Below are 24,334 nucleotides of genomic sequence, written 5' to 3' on the forward strand. Positions count from 1 at the left end.
GTGGGTTGATAAGGAAAAAGTTCATTCGCTGATGCGGGCGGCGCGCCGCCGCCGCAGGGTCGAGCAGGAGGTGATGCACACCGCCAGCCAGCCGCAGCCTTCTACCATGGCGCCGAGCACGTCGCTCAAATAGTGTGCGCCCAGGTACACCCGGCTCAGGGCCACCAGCGCCACCATGGCGCAGGCGCCCAGCAGCACCGGGATGCGCACCTTCCAGCGCGGCACGACGCACACCAGGTAGGCCGCCAGCACCCCGTAGAACACGGTGGCGCCCAGCGTATGGCCGCTGGGGAAACTGTAGGTGGTCAGGGTCAGCAGGGGTTCCTCGAAGCTGGGGCGAGCGCGCTGGAAAATGGTCTTGAGCAGCACGTTCAGCAATTGTCCGCCGGGCACTGCCAGCACCAGGCAGATCAGCCAGTAGCGCGCTTTTTTCAGGTAGAAATACAGGCCCAGCGCGCTCGCCATGATCGACACGCCCAGCACGTCGTGGGTGTGGGTGATGAACAGCATGGGATTGGTCCAGATGCTGTTCTTGTGGCTGTGGAACCAGTCGGCCAGGAAAGCGTCGAGCTCGGTGATGTCGTCGTGCGAGACCACGTCGGCGGCCAGGTTGCCGAACACGGCGGCGGCGATCATCATCAGGATGGCGCCGATGGTCACGTGCAGGCCGAGCTCGCCTTCGGGACTGAGGCGGGCGGCCACGAAACTGCGGACACGCGGAGGGACTTTGATCACGATGACGATGGACGATTGTTCTCGGCCGGCACCAGCGGCACGGCAACGTTTGCAATCTTACATGAGGCGCCGCCCTTGGTAGCGCACAGACCGCCGCTACGCTCCCCCAGTCCGTCTATTCCAGCCTGTTGACCAGTTCCAGCAGCGCCGCGTGGTCGAGCGGCTTGTTCAGGAACGCGGTGGCGCCCTGGCGCAAGGCCCAGACCCGGTCCGACTCCATGTCCTTGCTGGTGAGCAGGATCACCGGGATATGCCAGGTCGCTTCGTCGCTGGTGATGGCGCGCGTGGCCTGGAAGCCATTCAGGTTGGGCATGACCACATCCATGACGATCAGGTCCGGCAGCTCGCTGCGCGCCATGGCCACCGCTTCCCTGCCGTCGGTGGCCAGGATGACGCGGTGCCCGTGCAGGGTCAGCAATTCGGAGACGATCAGGCGCTGCACCAGCGAATCGTCGACGACAAGGATTTTTTGACTAGCCATGACAAATCATTTCAGTGTGCTGCCGGCCCGGGCGTGGCCGCCTCCGCCGCTTTGTGCTCGGGACAGTAGCGCCAGTAAAAGGCGTGCGGCTGCAAGCCGAATTGCGCCTGCAACTCCTGGCAGACGATGGTTTCGGCCAGGTAGAGTGCCTTGAGGTTGGTGGTGCGGCTGATGGTCACGTACACCCGCAGCGTCTTGGTCGAGCTCGAGTTATGCAGTTCGAGTGCGGTGACGTCGAACTCCATGCTGCGCAGCTTGTGCCGGATGTGGCGCGCCACCTCTTTGCGCACGGAATTGTACAGCGCCGTATCGACCGCCTTTGGGTCAGGCATAAGGAAAGCCCCAATCAATGAACGCGCCGCAACAGGCCTGGAGGAGCACTGCGGGCTGCATGAAAACCGTTTTCCCGGTTCCATCTGGCATGGACGTGACATTTGGAATCATACGCCAGATCACATGCGGCAACAGCCGGGGTGCGCGCAGTATCGCCGCGACTTGCACAGGAGTCAATCAAAATGTTGCTGAGAGCCAAATGTTACCCGTCCTTGCCGGGCGGAATCGCGCGCCGGGCCCCCGATGCTCCAAAACGACAAACAACTGTTTATTTATACAGCCCTGTGGTTTTATACAGTCGTTGTGCTATTCTTGAATCACTCGATCAACGCAAACCCACAAAGGAATTTGTCATGACACCACTGAACGGTAACTTCGGCCTCGAATACGCTCCAACCCCATTCATGATGCGCCTCGGCCGCCGCGAAGTGCTGGTCACGCGCGATTTCCGCAAACGCTTCTACGCGGTCAATCCCATCATCGAATGCGACACCGGGGTCGAACCGGGCCACGTCGAAGTGCTGCTGATGCGCCGCTGGCTGCTGATCCTCTCCAAGGCGCATTAAACGCATATGCAAAGCTGATTTAATTCGTGTTCTTTGCGGTGGGTGGCATTTATGCTGAGTGTTCCCGAACTTCCCACCGAGAGAGCCCGCCATGCTGTTAAAAACAATAAGCCAGTCACTGATCGCACTGACCCTGCTGTCACAAGCTGCCATCGCCGCTGACGTCACCTTGCTCAATGTGTCGTACGATCCGACCCGCGAGCTGTACCAGGACGTCAATGTCGCGTTCGCCAAGCAATGGAAAGCCAAGACCGGCGACAAGGTCTCGATCAAGCAATCGCACGGCGGTTCGGGCAAGCAGGCCCGTGGCGTCATCGACGGCCTGGAAGCGGACGTGGTCACGCTCGCGCTGGCCTACGACATCGACGCCATCGCCGAGCGCGGCATTGTCGCGCCGCAGTGGCAAAAGCGCTTGCAGCACAACAGCGCGCCGTACACCTCGACCATCGTGTTTTTGGTGCGCAAGGGCAATCCGAAAGGCATCAAGGATTGGAACGACCTGGTCAAGCCGGGCGTTGCCGTGATCACCCCGAATCCGAAAACCTCGGGCGGCGCGCGCTGGAACCACCTGGCGGCCTGGGGCTACGCCCTGCGCCAGCCGGGCGCCACCGAAGCGACGGCCAGGGAATTCATCAGCAAGCTGTACAAGAACGTGCCGGTGCTCGATTCGGGCGCGCGCGGCGCCACCACGACGTTCGTGGAACGCGGCATTGGCGACGTGCTGATCGCCTGGGAAAACGAAGCTTTGCTGGCGATCAAGGAACTTGGCCCGGACAAGGTCGATATTGTTGCACCATCGCTCAGTATCCTGGCCGAGCCGCCGGTGTCGGTGGTCGACAAGGTGGTGGACAAGCGCGGCACGCGCAAGGTGGCGCAAGCGTACCTGGAATTCCTGTACACCGACGAAGGGCAAGAAATCGCGGCCAAGAATTACTACCGTCCGGTGGTGCCGAAGATTGCCGCCAAATACGCCGCGCAGTTCCCCAAGGTCAAGTTGTTCACGATTGACGAAGCGGCGGGCGGCTGGACCAAGGCGCAGAAGGCCCACTTTGCCGATGGTGGCGTGTTCGATCAGGTTTACCTGACGGGCAAGAAGTAATCGCGGCCGCCCGGGCGGCATTGCCTCTGCAAGGTCGCCCCGGGACCATCGCGCCTGCACCGTCGCCCCCGCGCCAAGGCGGCCCTCGGCGGGGGCCCAAGTATGTTCCGCAGCCGGTAACCGCGCCAAAAACTTGGCCCCCCCGCCGAGGGCCGCCTTGGCGCGGGAGCGACGTTCGCGGACTGCTTGCGACGGCTCCGGGCGGCTCTGGACGGCGGTTCGACGCATGCCTGTTTCACCCTCCCGCACCCACCCTGCATCAAGCCCTCAAGCAAGGTATGATCGGATCGCCACGGCGCCATTCCCGGCTCCACCGCAACGATGAGGAGACGTCAACGATGACCCGCATGACCGCTAACGATTTCGATCCCGACGTGCTGAAGTTATTCGACCAGTATGTACACGGCCAGCTCGACCGCCGCGGCTTCCTGTCGCAGGCCGGCCGCTATGCGGTCGGCGGCGCCACCGCGGCCGGCATGCTGGCGGCCCTCTCCCCCAGTTTCGCGGCCCAGGTCGTCGCCCCGGCAGATCCGCGCATCAAGGCCAGCTATGTCGAGTATCCCTCCCCCCAGGGCTACGGCAAGTTGCGCGGCTACCTGGTCCAGCCGGCCGAGACCAAAGGCAAGCTGCCCACCATCCTGGTCGTGCATGAAAACCGTGGCTTGAATCCGCACATCGAAGACATCGCCCGCCGCGTCGCGCTCGAGAACTACATCGCCTTCGCCCCCGACGCCCTGTTCCCGCTGGGCGGCTATCCCGGCGACGAAGACAAGGCGCGCGAACTGTTCGGCAAACTCGACCAGGCCAAGACGCGCGCCGACTTCGTCGAAGCGAGCGCCATCCTCAAGGCCATGCCGGGCGGCAGCGGCAAAGTCGGCGTGGTGGGTTTCTGCTACGGCGGCGGCATCGCCAACTACCTGCCGACCGTGGTCAAGCACCTGGCCGCGTCGGTGCCGTTCTACGGCGCCCAGGCACCGGCGGCCGAAGTGCCGAAGATCACAACACCGCTGCTGATCCACGACGCCGAAAAAGACGAACGCATCCTGGCCGGCTGGCCCGCGTACGAAGCGGCGCTCAAGGCCAACAAGGTCGACTACCAGCACTACATCTATCCCGGCGTCGAACACGGCTTCAACAACGACACCACGCCGCGCTACGATGAAGCGGCGGCCAAACTGGCATGGCAGCGCACCATGGTCTTCTTCAAGAAACATCTCGGCTAAGCAAGCGCCCCGCGCCGCCAGCGCCCCGCTGGCGGCGAACCAAATACCCTCCCGCGCTGTCTGTCCTTGGTGAGCCCACCGACGAAAGGATGCGTGATGAAACCCCGACTCAAACCCCTCAAGGACCAGGTGATGGTGATCACCGGCGCCACCAGCGGCATCGGCCTGACCACCGCGCGCATGGCCGCCGACGAGGGCGCCAGCCTGGTGCTGGCCGCGCGCGGGCGCGATGCGCTCGAACAGCTGGCCGGCGAGCTGCGCCTGCATGGCGCCCAGGTCGCCGTCGTCACGGCCGACGTCGGCGTGCCGCACGACGTGTCGCGCATCGGCCACGCCGCGATGGAACGCTTCGGGCGCATCGATACCTGGGTCAACAACGCCGGCGTGGCTATTTTCGGCAAGCTCGACGAGGTCGCGCCGCAAGACCATCAGCGCCTGTTCCAGACCAACTACTGGGGCGTGGTGCATGGCTCGCTCGAAGCGCTCAAGCACATGAAGGGGCGCGGCGGCGCCCTGGTCAACGTGGGCAGCGAAGCGTCGGACGTGGCGCTGCCGCTGCAAGGGATGTATGCGGCCTCGAAGCACGCGGTCAAGGCGTTTACGGATGCGCTGCGGATCGAACTGGCGCACCAGGGCGCGCCGGTGGCGGTCACCCTGATCAAGCCGGCATCGGTCGATACCCTGTTCACGGTACACGCGAAAAACTATATGGAGAAAGAACCGGCGCTGCTGCCGCCCATCTACGCGCCGGAACTGGTGGCGCAGGCCATCTTGTATGCGGCCCGCCATCCGCGCCGCGATGTGTACGTGGGCGGCGCCGCGCGCCTGATGTCGCTGGCGGCCTATCACCTGCCGGCGCTGACCGACCGCTTGCTGGGCGGCCCGCTGCTGCGCCGGCAGAAGCGCGCGCCTTGCGGCATGCCGGCCACGCGGGCCCGGCGCGACGCCCTGCACGCGCCCGACCCCGCCAATACCATGCGCGAACGCCAGGGCATGGGCATGGTGGCGCGGGTGGAAGAATCGAGCACCTACACCGCCTTGTCGATGCGCACCCGGCCCTTGCTTGGCGCGCTGTTAGCGGTGGGTGCCCTTTTTGCCGCCTGGCGCCTGGCCCGGCGGCGCACTGGCCATGAATGCTAGGTCGTCCTCGTCGAGCGGGACCGAGGAAATCGATTCGACATGATCGACGTCGATGTCGGCGCCGTCGCGCACCACGGTGTCGCGTCCGGCGGCGGCGCGCTCGCCGGTGCCGCTTGCATCGGTATCGCTGTCGAGGTCGGGGTCGCCGAGGTCGGGGCCGGCGCCAAGCGCGCTGCCGGCTTCGAGGTCGGAGGTGGTGCCGCTGCCGAGGTCGAGCACCTCGTCTTGCGACCTGCCGGCCGCGCCGACCAGGTCGCTGCCGCTGTCGGACGAATCGCTGGGGCCGAGGGCGCCCGTGCCGTGGCCGCTGCCCAGGGTGCGGTCGGGAGTTTCCGGGAAGTTATCGGGGTCGAGCGTGCTGGTGCCTGTCATGATGCCTCCTGAAAGAATGGATGGTGAGATGACAGCGTAAGCAAAAACGCAAGATGGTGTCGCACGGACAAGGTTGATGGTTTGTCGGATCGATCAATTCAGAACCGTCATTCCCGACAAGGGGGCCGCCGAGGCCGGGAATGACGGCATTGACGCTATCGGCTGACCGAAGGGCTCACCGGCGGGCGCCAGTTCATGCGCTCGGTGATATCCATCCCGATCCCGCGGTAGCCCGTGAACCGGCTCGAGCTATCGAACATCGGCTCGCCGCTCACCTGCAGGTACTGTACGCTGCCGTCGGCGCGCGTGCGCGTGAAGATGAAGTCGAGAAACGGCGTGCGGCTGGCGATATTTTCCTGCAACTCGGCGCGCTCCTCCGGGTTCCAGCCACCCCCGCCCTCGCCTTCCGCGCCGATCCCCAGCATCTCGCTGACCGGCCCCGAAAACCGGGTCAGCTGTCCTTGCGCATCCTGCTCCCAGTACCAGTCAGAGGACAGCTCGGTAAACCGCTGGAAGCGCGCCTCGCTGGCGCGCAGCTCGGCCGTGCGTTCCAGCACCGTCTGCTCCAGCTGGCGGTTGTAGTCGGCCAGGCGACGATACAGCAGCCGCACTTCCAGCATGTTGTGGATGCGCGTCTGCACCTCGATCAGGTCGAACGGCTTGCTGACGAAATCCTTGGCGCCCGCCTTGAGCGCGCGCAGCTTGTGCCCCGGCTGGGCGGTAATCACCAGCACCGGCAGGTAGCCGCCCTTTTCGATTTCCTTGAGTCCTTCGATCACGTCGAATCCGTCCATCTCCGGCATCTGCAAGTCGAGCAGAATCAGGTCGTAGCCGTGTTCGGCGTGCGCGGCGCACACGGTGCGCGGATCCTGGGTCGTCGAAATGTTGCTGTAACCCGCGTTACGCAACATTTGTTCAAGCAGCATGACGTTCGCTTCCTGATCATCGACGATCAGGATGTTTCCGCTCAGGATTTCAGAAGGGTCAAGCATGTGGTTCTTTCAAAGTAGTGCCGGGTGCCACAGGGGCGACGACGTTTTGTTCGACCGCGTGCCGCATGGCCAGGTCGAGCGCATCCATGAATTCGCGTACCCGGATCGGCTTGGTGAGGTATTGGAAAAATCCCGCTTCCAGTCCCTTTTCTATGTCGCGCGGCATGGCGTTGGCCGACAGCGCCACCACGGGAATGTGCGCCGTACTCTTGTCCTCGCGCAAGATCTTGAGCGCACCGTAGCCGCTCATGCCGGGCAGGTTGATGTCCATCAGGATCACGTCCGGCTTGCAGGCGCGCGCCATTTCGACGCCGTGGTAGCCGTCCACGGCGGTGAGCAGTTGCAGGTCGCCGCGGCGCTCCATCAGTTGCTCCACCAGCGCCAGGTTGGCCGGGTTGTCTTCCACATACAGCAAGGTCGGCTGCTTGCCGGTGGTGCGCGAGGCGGCCAGGCGCTCGCGCGCCAGGTCGTCGTCGTTCTCCAGCGCCAGCGCCGGTTCGGCGGCCCCGGCGAACTCGACCCAGAACACGGTGCCCGAGCCGACCGTGCTGTCGACGCCGATGCGCCCATCCATCAGTTCGACCAGGCGCTTGGTGACCACCAGGCCGATGCCGGTGCCTTCTTCGCTACTGTTTTCCTGGCCCAGGCGGTTAAACGGCTGGAACAGCTGCGCCACCTGCGACGGCGCCAGGCCGGCGCCGGTGTCTTCCACGCTCACGCGCACGCGCCCGTCCGCCACCAGGTCGCAAGTCACGCTCACCGAGCCGCCTTCGCGGTTGTATTTGATGGCGTTCGACAGCAGGTTGATCATTACCTGTTTCACGCGGGTGCGGTCGGCGTGGATGAACAGCTGCTTGCTGACAATCGGGAAATGCAGGCCCAGATTGCGGGTCGCGGCCTGCGGGCTGATCATGCCTTCGCAGTCGATCAGCACGTCGCCGAGCGACATCGATTCCTGCGACATGGTCACCTTGCCCGACTCGACCATCGCCAGGTCGAGGATTTCGTTGATCAGGCGCAGCAGGTACCAGCCGCCCTTGAGGATCTGGTCGATCGAGCGCTGCTGGTGCGGCGCCGGCGGCGGCACGTCGGACGCCATCAGCTGGGCAAAGCCGAGCACGGCGTTGAGCGGGGTGCGCAGTTCGTGGCTCATCGACGACAGGAATTCGGACTTGGCGCGGTTGGCCTTGTCGGCCGTGGCGCGCGCGCTTTCCAGCTCAACATTGGTTTCCTGCAAAGCGTGTTCGAACTGCTTGCGCTCGGTCACGTCGCGCGCGGCGGCGAAGACGCCCTGCAGCTTGCGGTCGCGGTCGTAAAACGTGCTGGCACTGTACGACACCACGGTCCGGGTGCCGTCGCGCGCCACCGCGGTCAGCTCGACATTGGTGACCTTGCCTTCGCGCAGCACGCGCGTGACGGCGTCGTGCGCCCGTTCGGGCTCGGAAAAATAGCTCTTGAACGGCGCGCCGATCAATTCGTCGCGGGTGCAGCCGGTCAGCGCTTCCATCTGCTGGTTGACGTCGCTGATGATGCCGCGCGGATCGGTGGCGATCAGGGCGTCGGTATTCGATTCGATCAGCGAGCGGGTGTAGAACTGCTGGTCGCGCAGGCGCTGGTCGAGCAAGGCTTGCTCGGCTTCGACCTGCTTGCGGGCCGTGTTGTCGCTGCCGATCAGCAGGTAGCCGATCACCGTGCCGGCCGCGTCGCGCAGGGCACTGACCGAGACCAGCGCCGGAAAGCGGGTGCCATCCTTGCGCACATACGTGAGCTCGTAAATATCTTCGATGCCGCGCAGCGCCTTGTAGATCATCGATTCGAAGCCGGGGGCGATCGCTTCGCCCATTTCATGGCTCAGCTCAGCCGCACGTCCCTCCAGCTCCTGGTGGTCGGAAATATCGGCCGGGGTCATCTTGTCGACCACTTCGGCGGCCGTGTAGCCCAGCATGCGCGCCGCGCCAACATTGAAAATCTGGATCACGCCCTGGGCGTCGGTGGCGATGCTGGAAAAATTGGCGCTGTTGAAAATCGCATCCTGCAAGGCGCCGGACTTGAGCAGCGGCACCGCGTGCAGCGCGCGTTCCGTTTCCGTGCGCAGGCTGATCGCCTGTTGCACGCGCACGAACAGCAGCGCCAGGAAAATCAGCAGCAGGATGATGCTCGCCTTGATCAGGTTGACCGCCCCTTCCGAATCGACCGCATAGCTCAGGGCGATGGCGCCGACCAGCAGCAGCACCGTCAGGGTGGCGCCGAAGCCGATCACCATCAGGCGTTCGACCGAGGTTTTTTGCAGAAAACCGCTCATGCCAGGTTTCCCTGGCGGTGGCGCGTGTCCGACAACAGGCGTCCGAATTCCTTCTTGACGACCGCGTAGCATTCGCAGACGTCCTGCTCCAGCCCGGCGCGGTCGAGCACCGTGATGTGGCCGCGCCGGTAGCTGATGTAGCCGTAGCCCTGCAAGCGCCCGGCCGCTTCGGTCACGCCCTCGCGCCGCACGCCGAGCATGTTGGCGATCAGTTCCTGCGTCATGGTCAGTTCGTTGGTGGGCAGGCGGTCGAGCGTGAGCAAGAGCCAGCGGCACAGTTGCTGCTCGACCGAATGGTGGCGGTTGCACACGGCCGTTTGCGACATTTGCGTCAGCAGGGCCTGGGTGTAGCGCAGCAGCAGGCGCATCACATGGCCGCCGCGGTTGAATTCTTCCATCAGGATCGCCGCCGGCAAGCGGTAAGCGTGACCGCGCGTCTGTACCACGGCGCGACTGGGCGTGCTGTCGCCGCCCATGAACACCGACACGCCGAGCACGCCTTCATTGCCGACGCCGGCAATCTCGGACGAGCCGCCGTTTTCCAGCAAATAGTGCAAGGACACGATCGCGCTGGTGGGAAAATACAAATGATGCAACTTGTCCCCCGATTCGGACAATACATCGCCCAGGAGCAAGGGAAGCAGTTCGAGGTGCGGGGCAAGACGGTCGAATTCGGCGTCGAGCAGCGCGGCCAACAAGTGGTTCTGATTTGGGTCGTGCTTACTGGACATTGGAAACTGCCCCTTCTTCCAGTGAATACTGCGTTGAGTTAGTCCGACAGAATATCACGCAGTCATTCTTGGACGCAATTCTATTACAATTGGGCACAACCGTCCGTACGGAACCGCACATACGGATCGGCAGGAAGCATATAGTGTGGTCATCCGGCCAACCAGATCGTCAATTATCCGGATGCGCCTACGCAGGAGGTTCGCCGATGAAAAATTTGCTACACCGGGTTCGGATATCGGTTTCGGTCTCGGCCGCGCTTGCGCTGCTGGTCGGCCTGTGCCTGACGGCGCTGCTGTTCGCCTCGGTGCGGCGGATTGAATCGCAGGCGCGCACGCTGGCCTTCCAGCAGGACGCCAGCCTGCGCATCCATGCCGTCTCCGACGGGCTGGCGGACGCGATCGAGCAGTTGATGGTGGTAAACCAGCTGTTCAACACGGTCGGCGTGATCAGCCGCGAACAATTCCATGCCTTCACCGCGCCCTTGCTGGCGCGCTATCCCGAGCTGCACGGCCTCAGTTTCCAGCGCCTGGTGCGCGATGCCGAGCGCCCCGCCTACGAGGCGTCCATGCGCCACCGCGCGCCCGGTTTTGCCATCACCGAGTACGTCGACGAGCGCCAGCGGCCGGCACCGCGGCGTGCATCCTACAACGTGGTCGAGTACATCGAACCGGCCGAGGGCAACAGCGCCGCGCTCGGGCTCGACACGGCAGCCCTGCTGACCTATGACGACGCCCGCTCGCGCTCGCGCCGCAATGGCCGCGCCACCGCCACCGGCCTGCTGTCGCTGGTGCAGCAGCGCGGCTTTCATACGGGCTTCCTGGTGCTCGCGCCGGTCTACCAGCGCCAGGCGCCGCAGGCCAGCACCTACCAGCGCGAGCGCGCCGTGATCGGCGAGACGGCCGCCGTGTTCCGGGTCGACCACCTGATCCATACCCTGCTCGGCCGCGCCAGCCTGCTCGACCGGCCCGGCATGTCGATCAATATCTACGCCACCGCCTCGGCCGAGCCGGCGCAACTGGCGTTTTCGAACGGCGTGGCGCCGCGCCCTCCCGAGCGCGGCGGCGCCCGCGCGCTGCTGCCGGCCTGGCTGGTGTACGACCACCCGGCGCCGGTGGGCGCCGTGTTCCAGGTGGCCGGCGAGCCCTGGTTCATCGAAGTGACGCAGGAACCGCGCTCCTTCATCGAGAGCCACGCCGGCTCCTGGTACGCGCTGCTCGGCGGCATTCTGTCGAGCCTGCTGGCGGCCGCGTACATCTACAGCCTGGTGTCGCGCCACTCCACCATCGAGCGCGTGGCCGGCGAGCGCACCGCCGCGCTGCAATTTGCCAACCTGCGCCTGTCGGAAGACCTGGCCTTGCGCAAACGCACCGAAAAAGCCCTGCGCCTGCGCGAAAAAGTCATCGAGGTGTCGGCCAACGCGGTCATCATCTGTAACGCCGAGGGTCCCGATTACGCCGTCGAGTACGTCAATCCCGCGTTCGAGGCGATTACCGGCTACAGCGCCGCCGAGGTGATCGGCAAAAGCCTCAAGTCGATGCAGGGCGCCGGCCACGACCAGCAGAACATCGCCGAAATCAGCGCCGCCCTGAGCGAACAGCGCGAAGGCCACGCCGTGCTGCGCAACTACCGCAAGGATGGCAGCGGTTACTGGAACGACCTGTTCATCGCCCCGGTGCGCGACGACGCCGGCCAGATCAGCCATTTCGTGGTGGCCCAGTACGACATCAGCGCGGTGATGCGTTTCGAAGCCGAGCTGCAATACCAGGCTGGCCATGACGCCCTGACCGGGCTGGCCAACCGCCACCTGCTCAACGAACGGCTGTCGGGTGCGATTGCCGACGCGGCGCGCGCCGGCACCGGGCTGTGGGTGGTGTTTGTCGACCTCGACCGCTTCAAGTTCGTCAACGACACGCTTGGCCACGAAGCCGGCGACGCCATGCTGCGCGTGCTGGGCGAGCGCCTCAAAAGCGCCGTGCGCGAGGCCGACACGGTGGCGCGCATGGGCGGCGACGAATTCGTGGTGGTGCTGCCGGGCGACCCGGGCAATGGCGCCGGCTTGCGCGTGCTGCAGCGCATCACGGAAGCCATCGCCGAACCGCTGCTGATCCAGGCGCACGAGTTTTTTGTCACGTGCAGCCTGGGCGTGGCGGTGTATCCGGCGGACGGCGCCACCGCCGAGACCTTGACCAAGCACGCCGATATCGCCATGTACCGGGCCAAGGAACTGGGCCGCAACAACTATCAGTTCTATTGCCCGGCGATGAATGCGCGCACCCTGGAGCGCCTGCGGATCGAAGCCGACCTGCGCCACGCACTCGAACGCAACGAACTGGTGCTGCATTACCAGCCGCAGGTCGACGTCCTCAGCGGCGCCATCGTCGGCATGGAAGCGCTGCTGCGCTGGGAGCATCCGGTGCTGGGGGTGATCTCTCCGGCAAGCTTCATCGCCCTGGCCGAAGAAATGGGCCTGATCATCCCGATCGGCGCCTGGGTGATCCGTACCGCCTGCCAGCAAAACATGGCGTGGCAAGAGGCCGGGCTGGGCAAGCTGCGCATGGCGGTCAACCTGTCGGCGCGCCAGTTCACCGGCAAGGACTTGCTGCAATCGGTGGGCGATGCGCTGGAAGAAAGCAGACTGGCGGCGCGCTACCTGGAGCTGGAATTGACCGAAAGCATGGTCATGAGCGACGTCGACAGCGCCATTACCGTCCTGCGCGGGCTCAAGGAGCTGGGCGTCCACATCGCCATCGACGATTTCGGCACCGGTTACTCCAGCCTCTCGTACCTGCGCCGCTTTCCGATCGACGTGTTAAAGATCGACCAATCCTTCGTGGCCGATATTGCGCTCGGGGCCGACGGAGCGGCCATCGTGGTGTCGATCATTTCCCTGGCGCACAGCCTGCGCCTGAAAGTCATTGCCGAGGGGGTGGAAACAGCCGAACAGCTGGCCTTCCTGCGCGAGCATGGCTGCGACGAGGTACAGGGCTACTTCTTCAGCCGCCCGGTGGGCGCACTGGAATTCGAACATCTGGTGGCGCAAGGAAGGTGTGCGATGGCCTGAACGGCGCGCATGCGGGAATGACTTAAAACGCGTGGCGCATGCCCACGTTCAGGGCCGACCAGCCCTTGCCGCCGTCGGGCGCGGTCATGGCCATGTAGCCGGGACCGGTGCGGTGTTTCACCAGCGAAAAGGCGGTATAGAAATCGGTGCGGCGCGAAATCTGATAGGTGGCGCCGAAAGCCAGCATATCGACATCGCGGTTGGCGCGGTCGCGGTCGTTCTTGCGCACGAACGAGACCAGGTAGGTCATGGCGCGCATCGGCACGGCAACGCCGACCAGGATGTCGCGGCTGTCGGTCGATGGCGTGCTGGCCATGGCGGCGCCGTACGGATTGTCGGGATTCCACAAAGGCGAGTTGCCCCAGCCGCGATTGGCGCTGTAGGCGGCGTACACCTTCATGCTGCCCAGGTCCACATTGGCGGCAGCGATGGAATTCTTGGCATCCATGCGCACGCCGAGGGCGGTCGATGGCGCCACTTTGGCAACGCTTTTGTTCTGGTGCGCCAGGCGCAGGGTGAGCGGTCCGCCTGAAACGCCAACCGACAAGCCCCAGGCGCGGCTGTTCTGGCGGTCGCGCTCGAAATTACTGAGCGCAATGCCGCGCGGCTCCGTCATGTCTTGCAAGCCCATGCGCTTGCCCGGATAGCCGAACACCCTGGTGGCGGTCTCCGGGCTGCCCGGTTCGAACAGGTCGCTGACATCGACCAGGGCAAGGCCGTGCTTCGCCTCGGTCCCGGCAATGGCGGCCCGGTACACGGACGTTTGTGTCTGGGTCTGGGCTTGTACACCCGCTGCGCAAGCGCATAAGGCAACAAAGGCAAGAGAAGATGTTTTCATGGCGGCACTCCGTACAATTGATTCTACGCTGCTTACCTTATCCTCCGAAAGGAATATTTGTTCTGTCCGTTACCCCACATAGCACGTTATCATCGTCAATATCGTTTCGACCACCCGGCCCGACAGGACGTTATAGTGACAATCAGAAGCACCAGCAGCGCCAGCGACAAACCATTCCGCTATCCCAAAATGCCAGGCACCCTGCGCGCCGATGTGCTGGCGGTGTTGCTGGCGTCCGACGACATGACAGGGATTGAGAGTATTTTCGACCAAAGAAAGCAAAGCTTGAGCACGGTGATCCGGGCGCTGATCCGCAAGTACGGCTGGCCGATCGAGCGCAGGGATTTTCCGACCAACACGGCCGATGGCCGGGCCGGCTGGGCGTCGGTGTATTGCCTGCCGCAAGAGGTGATCGACGCGGCGCTGGCCGGGTCCGGGCGCGACTGGCTGGACGGGGTGCGGGCGGCGCGCGCGGCACGCCGGCGCCGGCCCTTGCGCTCGCCCTCGGGCGCGAAAAGCAAGGCCTCTGTCGCGCTCGACGAAGGCGATGGCGATCGCGAGTAAGACGCTCTCGCCTGCATGCACATTGATGGAACAAGCAAGGACAAAATGGGGCCGGACATTTACAAAGTCGCCAACATTGGCCGGGGATGGCTGGCTGTGATGGCCAAACCGGTCGCGGGCGAATGGATTGAGGACGAATTTTCCGCGATCGCCAGACATGGCGTGACGGAGATGGTGTCCTTGCTTGAGCGGCACGAAATCCGCGAACTGGGTTTGACCGACGCGCCGGCGCTGTGCGCCTCCAACGGGATCGCGTTCACCTCGTTCCCGATTGCCGACCGTGGCTTGCCAGCCTCACCCGGCGTGTTTGCCCTGGTGCGCGAAATCGCGCAACGGATCGACGATGGTGCGCATACGGTGATCCATTGCCGCGCGGGGATCGGGCGTACCGGCTTGCTGGCCGCCGCCGTGCTGGTACGGCACGGTTACACGGCCGGGGCGGCGTTCAAGCTGATATCGGCTGCGCGCGGCGTCGAGGTGCCGGACACGGCCGAGCAAGTCGACTGGGTCGTGCGGCACCAGCAACGCCTGCAACTGGGCGAATGAGCAGGCAATGCCGGCGATGATCACAAAGCGACATCGGCTCGATGACACCTCGAACGACAGTCTCAAGGCCCTGGCGGCGAACGGAACGTCGCCGCAGGACATGATTGCCCTGTTGTTCTCGCAGCGATGCGCGATTGCCGCAGCAATCGTGGCGATCCGTGCATCGTATGGCATGACGCTTGCCGAGGCCAAGCGCCTCGTTGCCGCTAATGAGCACTATGCCGCCGTGCATGACGCCAACCTCCCGCTCCACGACGCCCTGGCACGCCATGCCGGCGAGGGCGGCGCATAGCTGGCCTGACTGGGCGCCATCCCATCGTTCCCGCCGCCGGCGACGCAATGAGGTACTTGGGCCTCCGCCTGCGCGGGGGCGACAATGTTGAGGACTCTGGGACCAGAGCGACGATGTTGAGGACGTCGGAACCAGAGCGACGATATTGGGGACGTCGGGATCAGGGCGACGAACCTGGCCCCCAGCCTGCGCGGGGCGACGGCCTTGAAACCGTCGGCCTCAGGCGTGCGCTGACTGCATGGCCGCAATGGCGTGGTCCACATAGCCATCCGGCCGCACGACCAGCGCCGCCACGCCATCGAGTTCCGCCTCCCTTCCCGGCACCGCTGCCGTGATCATGTCCACCCAGCCGCGATCGCATCGCGCGCCAGCCCAGGCGCCATCGAACACGCGCGGCACGCCAGCCTGCGCGCCGCCATCGACACGCAACACCACCCAGCGCCCGCCAGCGAGGTGCCGGTACAGCGACGACGCCGTGCCATCGGCATGCCGCAGCGGCCAATCGGGCAGGCGCCGCCCCGTCCAGTGCGCGCACGCCCCTCCCCCCACTTCCACGGGAAGCAGCGCCGCCGGGTAGCGAATGCCAAAGCCCGACAAGTCATGCGCCAGCACCGCGTTCAGTTCCGCCCCCTTCATCAGCTCGCTCAACGTGGCGCGCAAGGCCTGGCCCGCCGGGTCGAACGCATCCATCATCAGTACACTTTGCGCCAGGGTGTTGCGATACAGCGCCGCCCCGACCGGATGGCGCTCCGCTTCGTACGTGTCGAGCAAACCCGCAAGCCACGCCGGATCCGCCCTGCCGCGCAGCACGCCGGCCAGCTTCCAGCCCAGGTTCATGGCGTCCTGCATGCCCACATTCATGCCCTGCCCGCCAGCCGGCAAATGAATGTGCGCGGCGTCGCCCGCCAGGAATATGCGCCCCTGACGGTAGGACTGCGCCAGGCAGGTTTGGTTCGAAAAACGCGACAGCCATTGCGGCGCATGCATGCCGAAGTCGTCCCCGGCCACGCGCCGCGTCGCCGCCGCCAGTCCGTCCAAGGTGAGCGGCGTTTCCACCGGCAAGTCGATCTCTTGCGCATCGACCACGATCACCCGGTACAGTTCGCCGCCAAGCGGCACCACCATCAAGCCGCCGGCCGGGTTGCCGAGACTTAAGGCACGCCCGGCCGGCGGCGCGCCCAGCAGCACATCGCCAAGCATCGCCGTCTTCGTTGGCGGCAAGCCATCGAAGGCGATGCCGGCCTGGCGCCGCACCAGGCTGCGCGCGCCGTCGGCGCCGACCAGGTAGCGCGCCGCCAGCCGCAATGGCGTGCCGCGCTGGGTACCCATGACCCACACGCCGTCCTCGTCCTGCCCGGTCGATTCGACCGTCACGCCGCGCCGCAGGTCCACGCCCAGCTCGCCCGCCCAGGCTTCGAGCAATTCTTCGGTCACGCGCTGGGCAAGGAACAAGGTGAAAGGATAGGTGCTGTCGCAGGCGCTGAAATCGAGCCGGGTCGGCAGGCCGGCAAAGTGGCCGCTGGGAATCGGCATGCCGCGCGCCAGAAAGCGCCCGGCCACGCCGCGCAGCGCCAGCATTTCCAGGGTGCGCCCGTGCATGGTCAGTGCGCGCGACTGCGGCACCGGCTCGGTGCGCCGTTCCAGCACCGTCACGCACACGCCCGCCAGCGCCAGTTCGCACGCCAGCAACAGCCCGACCGGGCCCGCCCCGGCTACGATTACCTCTGCATTGCTTGTCATCGTCATATAAGCTAACATTGTTAGGGGAGTCATCAAGGTACGCCTAACAACGTTAGATTGTCAAGAAAAAGAGGACCGCATGGGAATTTCGCGCGAGGTGGCGATCGCCACGGCATTGGGTTTGCTCGATGAAGTGGGACTGGAAGGATTGACGATGCGGCGCCTGGCCGACGCGCTCGGCATCAAGGCGGCGTCGCTCTACTGGCACTTTGCCAACAAGCAGGTTTTGATGGATGGCATGGCCGATGCACTGATGGCCGGCGTCGCGCCGCCCGCGCCTGCGGACGGGGCAGCGCCCCCCGCATGGCGCACCGCGGTGGGCGCCACGGCGCGGGCGGTGCGCGCCGCCCTGCTGGCCCGGCGCGACGGCGCGCGCGTGTTTGCCGGCACGTACGTCGTCACCGACAATGTGCTGCGCGTGGCCGAGTCGATGATCGGCCCGCTGCGCGAGGCCGGCGCCGGCACCCGCATGGCCGGCTGGGGCGCGTTTTCGATCCTCTACTACGTGCTCGGTTTTGTGATGGAAGAACAGGCGCTCGATCCGTCAGCCCCGGCCGCGCCCGACATTGCCGGCCGCCGCGCTCCCTTCGAAGCGCTGGCCGCGCAACGCTATCCGCATGTGCTGGCGGTCATGGAAGACTTGTTCGACCTCGATTTCGACGCCCGCTTCGAGGCCGGACTGGACCTGATCCTGAGCGGCCTGGACGCCAAGATCGGCAGCGGCGCAGAATCCTAAAACGCTTCCCACGCGTCGGCATCGGCGGCCGCCTTGGGCGTCGGCTTGGACGCGGGCTTCGGAGCGGCGCCGGCGAGCCGGGTGGCTGGCTTGACGGCCGGCCTGGCCGTCGCCGCAGGCACGGCCCTGGCGCGCGCCGGCGTGCGCAGCGCCGCGCCAGCCACCTCGTCGCCATGCAGCTTGAACACGCTGACCGCCTCGGCCAGTTGCACGGCCTGGCTTTGCATGCTCGCCGCCGCCGCGGCGGCCTGCTCGACCAGGGCCGCGTTTTGTTGGGTGGCATTGTCCATCGCCACGATCGCCCCATTCACCTGGTTGATCCCGGCGCTCTGCTCGGCGCTGGCGGCGGCAATTTCGCCCATGATATCGGCCACCTGGCGCACCGAGCCCATGATTTGGTCCATGGTCGCGCCGGCCTGAGTCACCAACCCGCTACCGGTCTCGACCTTGCCCACGGAATCGTCGATCAGCGCCTTGATTTCCTTGGCCGCGCTGGCCGAGCGCTGCGCCAGGTTGCGCACTTCGGACGCCACCACCGCAAAGCCGCGACCCTGCTCGCCGGCGCGGGCCGCCTCGACCGCCGCGTTCAGGGCCAGGATATTGGTCTGGAACGCAATGCCATCGATCACGCTGATAATATCGACGATCTTGCCCGAACTTTCACGAATCGCCCCCATCGTGCCGACCACGTCGCTGACCACCCGGCCACCCTTGTTGGCGTGCTCGGCGGCGGAAACCACCAAGGTGTTGGCCTGGCGCGCGTTGTCGGCGTTTTGCTTGACGATCGAGGTCAGTTCTTCCATCGACGAGGCGGTTTCTTCGAGGCTGGCGGCCTGGTTTTCGGTGCGCGAGGCCAGGTCCATGTTGCCGGCCGCAATTTCCGTCGAGGCGGTGGTGATCGTATCGGTGCCGCTGCGCACCGCGCCGACGGTACGGGTCAGGCTCTCGACCATGTCTTTGAGCGCATTGAGAAGGCGCCCGGTTTCATCCTGGCGGGTGACGACGATGCGGGTGGTCAGGTCGCCGCGCGCCACCGTCTCGGCCAGCGCCACCGCCTCGCCGATGGGCACGGTCACCGAGCGCGTGATCAGCCAGCCCGCCAGCGCCGACACCGCGCTCGCCAGCGCCAGCAGCAGCAACATCAACATTGCGGCCGAGCTCGACGCATCCGCCGCCTCCTGGCCATCGCGCGCCATCAGGCCCGTCTGGTACTTGAGGACCGCGTCGAGCCGCCCGAAGTAGGCGTTCTGCACCGGAATGACATCCTTGAACAGGAAGGCCACGGCGCCCTCGCGCCCGCCCTGCCCGAACAGCTTGACCGCTTGCGAACGCAGCTGGAAATAGGCATCGAAAGCCTTGGCCTGGTCCTGGAACAATTGTTTAGCTTCATCGGAGAGCATCATCGCGCCCAGCTTGGCGGCTGCCTCGGCGCCGGTGCGGTCGGCGTCGAGCATGCTGTTCAACAAGGCTGTGGCCTGGGCCGGATCGGGCGCCAGCATGGCGTTGCGCAGCGACTGGGCGCCACGGTTGGCGTAGCTGCGCATCACATTGGTCAGCTCGACCTGCACGTAGCGGTCGTTGACGATATGGTCGGTCAGGGAACTGGTGTAGCGGATGCGGTTGATGCCGAGCAGCGACATCACCAGCAAGATGCAAATCGTCAAGCCGAACCCGATTGCCAGGCGCGCACCAATTTTCAGATGGGAAAACATCACGACAATCTCCTTGACGAACGTTCAGGGGGCGAACCAATGCCAACGATTGTAAGCCCGCCGCGTGCGATATCGTCAAGGAGTGTTGTTATGCGGCACATTGCGTGCCGCTGCGCGTTAGCGCTGGGCCGGGACGAATTCCTGCAGCACGGCCTGGCGCAGCAAGGTCGGCGGCACCAGCCCCTGCGCCAGCACGAAGTCGTTGAAGGCCTGGCGCTTGAACTTGCGGCGCAAAGCCACCTCGGCCGCCTGGCGCGTTTCCATCAAGCGCTGGTAACCGTAGAAATACGAGGTCGCCTGGCCCGGCGCGCGGAAGGTGTAGCGCTGCACTTCCTGGGTCGCCATGCCTTCCGACATACCGACCTCGTCCATCAGAAAGGCTTTCACGCCCTCGGGCGTGATCTCGCCCAGGTTGACCATCGGATCGAGGAAGGCGCGGGCGGCGCGATGCATGCGCGCTTGCAGCGCAAACAACTGGCCGTCGAGCGGTTCGTACGCTTGCATTTCGGCTTCCGCGTACAAGGCCCAGCCCTCGACGTTGACGCTGTTAAACGCAAACACCGCGCGCGCGGTCGACACCCCGGTTTCGATCATCTTGGCAAATTGCAGCTCGTGGCCGGGCCGCGCTTCGTGCGCGGTCAGGGTCCAGGTGGCCGCTTCGTGGGTAAAGTCGTCGAAAGCGAGCATGTTCCCCTTGGCGTCGGGCGGCATGCCGGCGGTCAGGACGAACTCGCCGTATTCGCCGGTGTTGCCGATCAGGCGTGGCGGATTCATGTGCGGAGCCGGCTGCGCGGCGCTCTCGGCCGTGCTGGCCATGCGGATCACCGCCTTGCGCTCGGGCAGCGACACGATCTTCTGTTCGCGCACAGCCGCTTCGATCTGGGTCAGGCGGTCGGCGTACAAGGTCATCACGCGCTCGGGCGCGATCTGCTGCTTTTTCAGCTCGGCCATGACGGCGCGGTAATCCGGATTGGCCAGCTTGCGCTCGCGCGCGATCAGGCCTGCCGTGATATTCATCTGGTTGCGGATTTCGGCAAACGAGGTCAGCGCCTTGGCGATCAATTCCTGCGGACTGATATCGACGCCGAACTGGCGCAGGTTGTTCGCATACACCTCGGCCGGCAAACGATGGTCGCTACGGGCGCGCGGCAGGATCTGCTTTTTCACGTGTTCATTGTAGGCGGTCAGCTGCGTTTCGAGCGCGGCGAAACTCGGTTCCCAGCCTTGCAGCTCGCTTTTGGCGAGCAGCTCCTTGATGCCCTTGATCAGGGTCGGGCTATCGTTGATCGCTTGTTCAACTTCATCCTTGAAAGGACCGATCAGGGCCTTGTTCGCTTTCAGGCGTTCCTGCAGGCGCTCGGCCGCCAGCTCGGTGACCGGGCGATAGCCCTTGGCCAGGCCGGCGTATTTCTGCAGGCGCACCAGCAGGGTCTTCTGGCGTTCTTTCGGAATGCGCGGATCGAGCGTCTGGCGCACCACGCCAAACAGCTGCGCGGCCAGGTTATCGAACGGCACAAAGTATTGACGATTGAGACTGGCCGCGCGCAGCTGGTCTTCGGCGCTGCCGATCAGGATATCGATATCCTGACGGATTTTGGCATCAAGCTCGGCTTTGCGGCGTTTTTGCAGTTCGGCGATGACGGCGCGGGTATCTTTATTGGTCTGCTCGAAGTGATCGCGCGAGAGGTCGCTAATCTGCTCGTCATAACCGTCGACGCCGAGGTCGCTGGCGCTTTCGGGCTCGTACTTGGCCATGACGTTCAGTACCAGCTTGGCGTTGGCATTACTTTTGGTGACCCACGCGGGTTCGGCGGCGGAAACAGCGGCGCACAGCGACAGCATGGCCAGCGCGACGGCGGCACGAATGGTGCGAATGGTGGTGGGGGACTTCGGCATGACGCTCCTTGTAGATATGCATATGCGTGCGGCCGGGAATCGGCCGGATACGCGGAGCATGGTTTTACCAGATTGCGGCCGAATGATCAAAGTTTCCGATCAGGCTGACATGCACATGGCACGCATGGCGCCATCTTACAGCCTGCCGAATACCTCATCGAATGCGGCGAAGGTGCCGCGATCGTGTCGGTCGAGCACCGCAAACGTAACGTGGGCGAACGCATTCTGGTAGCGCGGGTTATGCAGCAACTGCGCGCCAAACCAGCCGGCCATCTCACCGGGCAGGTTGCCGAACACGCCGCAACCCCAGGCGCCGAGAATCAGGTCGGTGTGGCCGTGATGCAGGGCCAGCGCCAGCAGCTTGTCGATCCGCCGCAGCATGCACGCTTCCACATCCGGCATGCGTTCCGGTTCATTGCGCGCCAGCGCACCGCGGTTGACGGCGGGCGCGGTGACGAAACTGGCCAGATAAGGCGCGTCGAGAAACCCGTACGCATCGTCGCGGAACACCGGCACCTTGGGCGAATAGATCATGTCGTCGTTGTAGATGCACGAGCGCAGCGCACGGTTGGCGGCGTACATCTGCGTCATCTGCACGATGCACGCATACAGGCCGGACGACTTGGCCAGGTTTTCTTCCTGCGCTTCGGCGCCGCCGAGAAAACCGCCGCCCGGGTTTTTCGCGGAGGCGAAATTGAGGCACAGCGGGTCCGGGCGTCCCGCGCCGACAATGCGCCGCGCGGCGGCCAGGCTCGATTCGTTGCGCACCTCGAACTGCGTGGTTGTCGCTTCGCCGCGAACCGGCGCCTGGCGCAATTGCGCCAGGCTGTCGGACGAGTAATGGCGCGACTGCGCCACGGCCAGCGCCTGCGCAGCGGTTATCGACACCTCCTCCCCGCGCCCGTTCTGGTAACTTCCCCGTTCCATGACCGCCAGGGTTTCTTGCGCAATCGATGCGCGACGATCCCGATTGATACTCATTGCCGTTCCTTCTTTTTATGGTTGCCATTGATTTGCATCGCTCCAGCATAAATGACTTAGTGGAAAAATACAACTAACTTAGTTGTATTTTTTAACTAACGCGGCAAAAGTGATAGAATCCGTCTTCACGACAACGGGGACAACGATGGGTAACGCCGATCTCACTGAACAGGAATATCTCGCCAGCTACAACGTCCACGCATTCGATGTGCCATTGACCAGCGTCGACCTGGTGATTTTCACGGTACGGGAGCAAGCCTTGCACGTGCTGCTGGTACGCCGTGGCGCCCATCCGGCCAAAGGGCAATGGGCGCTGCCCGGCGGGTTTATCGATATCCGTAACGACCCGGACCTGGACGGAACGGCCTTGCGCAAGCTGCGCGAAAAGACCGGGGTGACGGCGCCCTATCTCGAGCAATTGCAGGGATTCGGCAGCAGCACGCGCGATCCGCGCGGCTGGTCGGCCACGTTCGCCTATTTTGCACTGATCGGATCAAGCCATATCGCATTGCAGCACGGAGCGGGAGCCGACGCCGCCTCCTGGCATCCGGTCGGCGCGGCCGGGGTGGACCTGGACCTGGCGTTCGATCACGGCGTGATCCTGGCCACGGCAGTCCAGCGGCTGCGCAACAAGGTCGAATACACCTCGCTGCCGGCACACCTGCTGGCGCCGGAATTCACCCTCTCCGATTTACAGCGCGTGTATGAAATCGTGCTGGGGCGGCCGATCGATAAGAGCGCCTTTCGCAAGCGCGTGAAGGAAGGCGACTTTCTGGAAGAAATCACCGGCAAGCAGCGCCACGGCAGCAATCGTCCGGCGCAGCTGTACCGCATCCGCAGCGGGCAGCCGACCGTGTTTTTCAGCCGGACGATGGGGGCATGAGGGTCATGCCGTCCGATCCGCTTGGCAGGTGCCAGGTCGGCAGTGGCTCACGGCGCCCTTTCCACTCCTGCGGGATGGCTGCCGCGCCGGCGCAGCAGGCCACGATGCCGCCCACGATGGCGCAGATGGTATCGCGGTCGCCGCCCGCGCTGACGGCCAGCCACAGCGCCTCTTCATAGTTATCCAGATGGTGGCTGCAGCACCACAGCGCAAACGGCACGGTATCCTGGGCCGACATGCCGACGCCGTTGCCGAGAATCGACACCGCGAACTGCACTGATTTGACGCTGCCGATCGACTGCGCCCGCACGATGCGCGAACGCACCTCGCCCGGCGCCAGCAACGCCAGCACGCCCTCAAGAAAATCGCGTGAGGTCGGCAGCGCGGCGCATCCGCGCAGACGGCTCGCCTGCGCGGCGGCCAGCGCCACGGCCACGGCGCCGGCCACGCCTTCGGCGTGCGCGTGCGTCACTTGTGCCGACAGCGCCGCCTGGGCGGCGGCCTGCGCCAGATCGCCGGCGAAGAAAGCGCCCAGCGGCGCTGCGCGCATGGCCGCGCCATTGCCCCACGAGCCCTGCCCTTCGAAGGTGCTGCCGGCGACCGCGCGCCAATCCTCGCCCTCGCGAATGCGGGCCAGTACCCGGTGCATCGACGGGCCGTAGGCGCGCTCGTAATCGTAGCGCGCGGCCAGGCTGGCGGCCAGGAGGTCCTGGTCGATATGGCCATCGCGCGCCAGCCCGGCCAGGATCGACAGCGACATCTCGGTATCGTCGGTGTAATGCCACGGCGATGGCGGCAAGCGGCGTTCGGCAAGATCGCCGTCCGGATCGACCAGCTGGAAAAAGCACTGGCCGAACGCATCGCCGACCGACAGGCCGTCAAGCGATTCAAGTGCGCGTGATAGTCGATTCATGAGTGTGTGCTGGTTAAGTGGCGTACATGATCGATGAAAAAAAGACCGGATTCGCTCAAGTAGCGCCTCTTAGCCTGAATTTTGCACAAAAAAGGGCAAGAATGCCGTAAGTGATTGATAGAATGGGAGTTATCTAAAAACCTACCCTATCAGCACGAACACACCTTGCCCGACATGAATTCTACCCCAGAGCAGCT

23 protein-coding genes are annotated in these 24,334 nt (G+C 64.8%); 10 read left to right on the forward strand and 13 right to left on the reverse strand.

The annotated features are described in order from the left end of the window. Window positions 1-21: 21 nt before the first annotated feature. The 3 genes from F1735_RS05030 to F1735_RS05040 form a co-directional block, all read right to left on the reverse strand. Complete coding sequence (locus F1735_RS05030; protein WP_373888473.1) at window positions 22-735, reverse strand: phosphatase PAP2 family protein; 714 nt, start codon at window positions 733-735, stop codon at window positions 22-24. Between the two features lie 115 nt (window positions 736-850). Beyond that, window positions 851-1,216 (reverse strand): response regulator, encoded by a 366-nt coding sequence (locus tag F1735_RS05035; protein WP_166896008.1) that lies wholly within the window; start codon window positions 1,214-1,216, stop codon window positions 851-853. A gap of 11 nt (window positions 1,217-1,227) precedes the next feature. Then, window positions 1,228-1,548, reverse strand: coding sequence for a hypothetical protein (locus F1735_RS05040; RefSeq protein WP_167235903.1), 321 nt, complete (start codon window positions 1,546-1,548; stop codon window positions 1,228-1,230). A 354-nt stretch (window positions 1,549-1,902) separates the two neighbouring features. On the opposite strand from F1735_RS05040, the gene F1735_RS05045 reads away from it, so the two are divergent. The 4 genes from F1735_RS05045 to F1735_RS05060 all read left to right on the forward strand — a co-directional run bounded on the left by F1735_RS05045 (window position 1,903) and on the right by F1735_RS05060 (window position 5,577). After that, a complete protein-coding gene (locus F1735_RS05045; RefSeq protein ID WP_126075708.1) occupies window positions 1,903-2,115 on the forward strand; it encodes a hypothetical protein in 213 nt (70 codons plus the stop codon). Window positions 2,116-2,206: 91 nt separating this feature from the next. Beyond that, window positions 2,207-3,214, forward strand: a complete 1,008-nt coding sequence (locus F1735_RS05050; RefSeq protein WP_167235904.1) for a sulfate ABC transporter substrate-binding protein — start codon at window positions 2,207-2,209, stop codon at window positions 3,212-3,214. 338 nt (window positions 3,215-3,552) lie between these two features. Then, complete coding sequence (locus tag F1735_RS05055; RefSeq protein ID WP_167235905.1) at window positions 3,553-4,437, forward strand: dienelactone hydrolase family protein; 885 nt, start codon at window positions 3,553-3,555, stop codon at window positions 4,435-4,437. 96 nt (window positions 4,438-4,533) lie between these two features. Then, on the forward strand, window positions 4,534-5,577 hold the full coding sequence (locus tag F1735_RS05060) for an SDR family oxidoreductase (RefSeq protein ID WP_167235906.1): 1,044 nt from the start codon (window positions 4,534-4,536) through the stop codon (window positions 5,575-5,577). Here F1735_RS05060 and F1735_RS05065 read toward each other — a convergent pair. From F1735_RS05065 to F1735_RS05080, 4 genes are all read right to left on the reverse strand, one after another. Next, on the reverse strand, window positions 5,512-5,949 hold the full coding sequence (locus tag F1735_RS05065) for a hypothetical protein (RefSeq protein WP_167235907.1): 438 nt from the start codon (window positions 5,947-5,949) through the stop codon (window positions 5,512-5,514). The genes F1735_RS05060 and F1735_RS05065 overlap by 66 nt on opposite strands. A gap of 155 nt (window positions 5,950-6,104) precedes the next feature. Beyond that, complete coding sequence (locus tag F1735_RS05070; protein ID WP_167235908.1) at window positions 6,105-6,941, reverse strand: response regulator; 837 nt, start codon at window positions 6,939-6,941, stop codon at window positions 6,105-6,107. Then, complete coding sequence (locus F1735_RS05075) at window positions 6,934-9,243, reverse strand: PAS domain-containing hybrid sensor histidine kinase/response regulator (protein WP_187364156.1); 2,310 nt, start codon at window positions 9,241-9,243, stop codon at window positions 6,934-6,936. The genes F1735_RS05070 and F1735_RS05075 overlap by 8 nt, the downstream gene beginning before the upstream one ends. Then, a complete protein-coding gene (locus tag F1735_RS05080) occupies window positions 9,240-9,974 on the reverse strand; it encodes a Crp/Fnr family transcriptional regulator (RefSeq protein WP_167235909.1) in 735 nt (244 codons plus the stop codon). The genes F1735_RS05075 and F1735_RS05080 overlap by 4 nt, the downstream gene beginning before the upstream one ends. Before the next feature lie 206 nt (window positions 9,975-10,180). On the opposite strand from F1735_RS05080, the gene F1735_RS05085 reads away from it, so the two are divergent. Next, entirely contained in the window at window positions 10,181-13,036 is a 2,856-nt protein-coding gene (locus F1735_RS05085) for a bifunctional diguanylate cyclase/phosphodiesterase (RefSeq protein ID WP_167235910.1), read from the forward strand. A gap of 22 nt (window positions 13,037-13,058) precedes the next feature. Here the strand turns inward: F1735_RS05085 and F1735_RS05090 are convergent, their stop codons facing one another. Next, window positions 13,059-13,874, reverse strand: coding sequence for a porin (locus F1735_RS05090; RefSeq protein ID WP_167235911.1), 816 nt, complete (start codon window positions 13,872-13,874; stop codon window positions 13,059-13,061). Window positions 13,875-14,009: 135 nt separating this feature from the next. On the opposite strand from F1735_RS05090, the gene F1735_RS05095 reads away from it, so the two are divergent. Genes F1735_RS05095 through F1735_RS05105 form a run of 3 tightly spaced genes read left to right on the forward strand, consistent with a single transcriptional unit; the run spans window position 14,010 to window position 15,276 of the window. Further along, window positions 14,010-14,438 (forward strand): hypothetical protein, encoded by a 429-nt coding sequence (locus tag F1735_RS05095; protein ID WP_229505629.1) that lies wholly within the window; start codon window positions 14,010-14,012, stop codon window positions 14,436-14,438. A gap of 45 nt (window positions 14,439-14,483) precedes the next feature. Beyond that, window positions 14,484-14,984, forward strand: a complete 501-nt coding sequence (locus F1735_RS05100; RefSeq protein WP_167235912.1) for a protein-tyrosine phosphatase family protein — start codon at window positions 14,484-14,486, stop codon at window positions 14,982-14,984. Window positions 14,985-14,991: 7 nt separating this feature from the next. Then, complete coding sequence (locus F1735_RS05105; protein ID WP_167235913.1) at window positions 14,992-15,276, forward strand: hypothetical protein; 285 nt, start codon at window positions 14,992-14,994, stop codon at window positions 15,274-15,276. 219 nt (window positions 15,277-15,495) lie between these two features. Here the strand turns inward: F1735_RS05105 and F1735_RS05110 are convergent, their stop codons facing one another. Beyond that, window positions 15,496-17,016: an FAD-dependent monooxygenase gene (locus F1735_RS05110; RefSeq protein ID WP_167235914.1), complete on the reverse strand. Its 1,521-nt coding sequence runs from the start codon at window positions 17,014-17,016 to the stop codon at window positions 15,496-15,498. A gap of 79 nt (window positions 17,017-17,095) precedes the next feature. Between F1735_RS05110 and F1735_RS05115 the strand changes: the two genes are divergently transcribed. Next, window positions 17,096-17,752 carry a TetR/AcrR family transcriptional regulator C-terminal domain-containing protein gene (locus tag F1735_RS05115; protein WP_167235915.1) on the forward strand — a complete coding sequence of 219 codons (657 nt, stop codon included), beginning with the start codon at window positions 17,096-17,098 and terminating at the stop codon, window positions 17,750-17,752. Here the strand turns inward: F1735_RS05115 and F1735_RS37400 are convergent. From F1735_RS37400 to F1735_RS05130, 3 genes are all read right to left on the reverse strand, one after another. Next, window positions 17,749-19,464: a methyl-accepting chemotaxis protein gene (locus F1735_RS37400; RefSeq protein WP_167235926.1), complete on the reverse strand. Its 1,716-nt coding sequence runs from the start codon at window positions 19,462-19,464 to the stop codon at window positions 17,749-17,751. The two genes, F1735_RS05115 and F1735_RS37400, sit on opposite strands and share 4 nt — an antisense overlap. Window positions 19,465-19,581: 117 nt before the next feature. Beyond that, window positions 19,582-21,360, reverse strand: coding sequence for a DUF885 domain-containing protein (locus tag F1735_RS05125; RefSeq protein ID WP_222852946.1), 1,779 nt, complete (start codon window positions 21,358-21,360; stop codon window positions 19,582-19,584). A 135-nt stretch (window positions 21,361-21,495) separates the two neighbouring features. Continuing rightward, window positions 21,496-22,341 (reverse strand): TIGR02452 family protein, encoded by an 846-nt coding sequence (locus F1735_RS05130; protein WP_167235916.1) that lies wholly within the window; start codon window positions 22,339-22,341, stop codon window positions 21,496-21,498. Between the two features lie 145 nt (window positions 22,342-22,486). Here F1735_RS05130 and F1735_RS05135 point away from each other — a divergent pair, with 145 nt between their 5' ends. Next, the gene (locus F1735_RS05135; RefSeq protein ID WP_167235917.1) at window positions 22,487-23,224 is read left to right on the forward strand and encodes an NUDIX hydrolase; all 738 of its coding nucleotides are present in this window, start codon (window positions 22,487-22,489) and stop codon (window positions 23,222-23,224) included. Here the strand turns inward: F1735_RS05135 and F1735_RS05140 are convergent. Then, window positions 23,202-24,137 (reverse strand): ADP-ribosylglycohydrolase family protein, encoded by a 936-nt coding sequence (locus F1735_RS05140; RefSeq protein ID WP_167235918.1) that lies wholly within the window; start codon window positions 24,135-24,137, stop codon window positions 23,202-23,204. The two genes, F1735_RS05135 and F1735_RS05140, sit on opposite strands and share 23 nt — an antisense overlap. Window positions 24,138-24,334 lie beyond the last annotated feature (197 nt).

The organism is Massilia genomosp. 1, from assembly GCF_011682185.1.
Lineage (GTDB): Bacteria > Pseudomonadota > Gammaproteobacteria > Burkholderiales > Burkholderiaceae_D > Telluria_A > Telluria_A rubra.

Bases quoted from the DNA above. Each gene is read 5' to 3' on its own strand.
- F1735_RS05035 (WP_166896008.1), bottom strand. From the start codon at position 1,216: ATGGCTAGTCAAAAAATCCTTGTCGTCGACGATTCGCTGGTGCAGCGC.
- F1735_RS05040 (WP_167235903.1), bottom strand. From the start codon at position 1,548: ATGCCTGACCCAAAGGCGGTCGATACGGCGCTGTACAATTCCGTGCGC.
- F1735_RS05045 (WP_126075708.1), top strand. From the start codon at position 1,903: ATGACACCACTGAACGGTAACTTCGGCCTCGAATACGCTCCAACCCCA.
- F1735_RS05050 (WP_167235904.1), top strand. From the start codon at position 2,207: ATGCTGTTAAAAACAATAAGCCAGTCACTGATCGCACTGACCCTGCTG.
- F1735_RS05055 (WP_167235905.1), top strand. From the start codon at position 3,553: ATGACCCGCATGACCGCTAACGATTTCGATCCCGACGTGCTGAAGTTA.
- F1735_RS05060 (WP_167235906.1), top strand. From the start codon at position 4,534: ATGAAACCCCGACTCAAACCCCTCAAGGACCAGGTGATGGTGATCACC.
- F1735_RS05065 (WP_167235907.1), bottom strand. From the start codon at position 5,949: ATGACAGGCACCAGCACGCTCGACCCCGATAACTTCCCGGAAACTCCC.
- F1735_RS05070 (WP_167235908.1), bottom strand. From the start codon at position 6,941: ATGCTTGACCCTTCTGAAATCCTGAGCGGAAACATCCTGATCGTCGAT.
- F1735_RS05075 (WP_187364156.1), bottom strand. From the start codon at position 9,243: ATGAGCGGTTTTCTGCAAAAAACCTCGGTCGAACGCCTGATGGTGATC.
- F1735_RS05080 (WP_167235909.1), bottom strand. From the start codon at position 9,974: ATGTCCAGTAAGCACGACCCAAATCAGAACCACTTGTTGGCCGCGCTG.
- F1735_RS05085 (WP_167235910.1), top strand. From the start codon at position 10,181: ATGAAAAATTTGCTACACCGGGTTCGGATATCGGTTTCGGTCTCGGCC.
- F1735_RS05090 (WP_167235911.1), bottom strand. From the start codon at position 13,874: ATGAAAACATCTTCTCTTGCCTTTGTTGCCTTATGCGCTTGCGCAGCG.
- F1735_RS05100 (WP_167235912.1), top strand. From the start codon at position 14,484: ATGGGGCCGGACATTTACAAAGTCGCCAACATTGGCCGGGGATGGCTG.
- F1735_RS05105 (WP_167235913.1), top strand. From the start codon at position 14,992: ATGCCGGCGATGATCACAAAGCGACATCGGCTCGATGACACCTCGAAC.
- F1735_RS05110 (WP_167235914.1), bottom strand. From the start codon at position 17,016: ATGACAAGCAATGCAGAGGTAATCGTAGCCGGGGCGGGCCCGGTCGGG.
- F1735_RS05115 (WP_167235915.1), top strand. From the start codon at position 17,096: ATGGGAATTTCGCGCGAGGTGGCGATCGCCACGGCATTGGGTTTGCTC.
- F1735_RS37400 (WP_167235926.1), bottom strand. From the start codon at position 19,464: ATGTTTTCCCATCTGAAAATTGGTGCGCGCCTGGCAATCGGGTTCGGC.
- F1735_RS05125 (WP_222852946.1), bottom strand. From the start codon at position 21,360: ATGCCGAAGTCCCCCACCACCATTCGCACCATTCGTGCCGCCGTCGCG.
- F1735_RS05130 (WP_167235916.1), bottom strand. From the start codon at position 22,341: ATGAGTATCAATCGGGATCGTCGCGCATCGATTGCGCAAGAAACCCTG.
- F1735_RS05135 (WP_167235917.1), top strand. From the start codon at position 22,487: ATGGGTAACGCCGATCTCACTGAACAGGAATATCTCGCCAGCTACAAC.
- F1735_RS05140 (WP_167235918.1), bottom strand. From the start codon at position 24,137: ATGAATCGACTATCACGCGCACTTGAATCGCTTGACGGCCTGTCGGTC.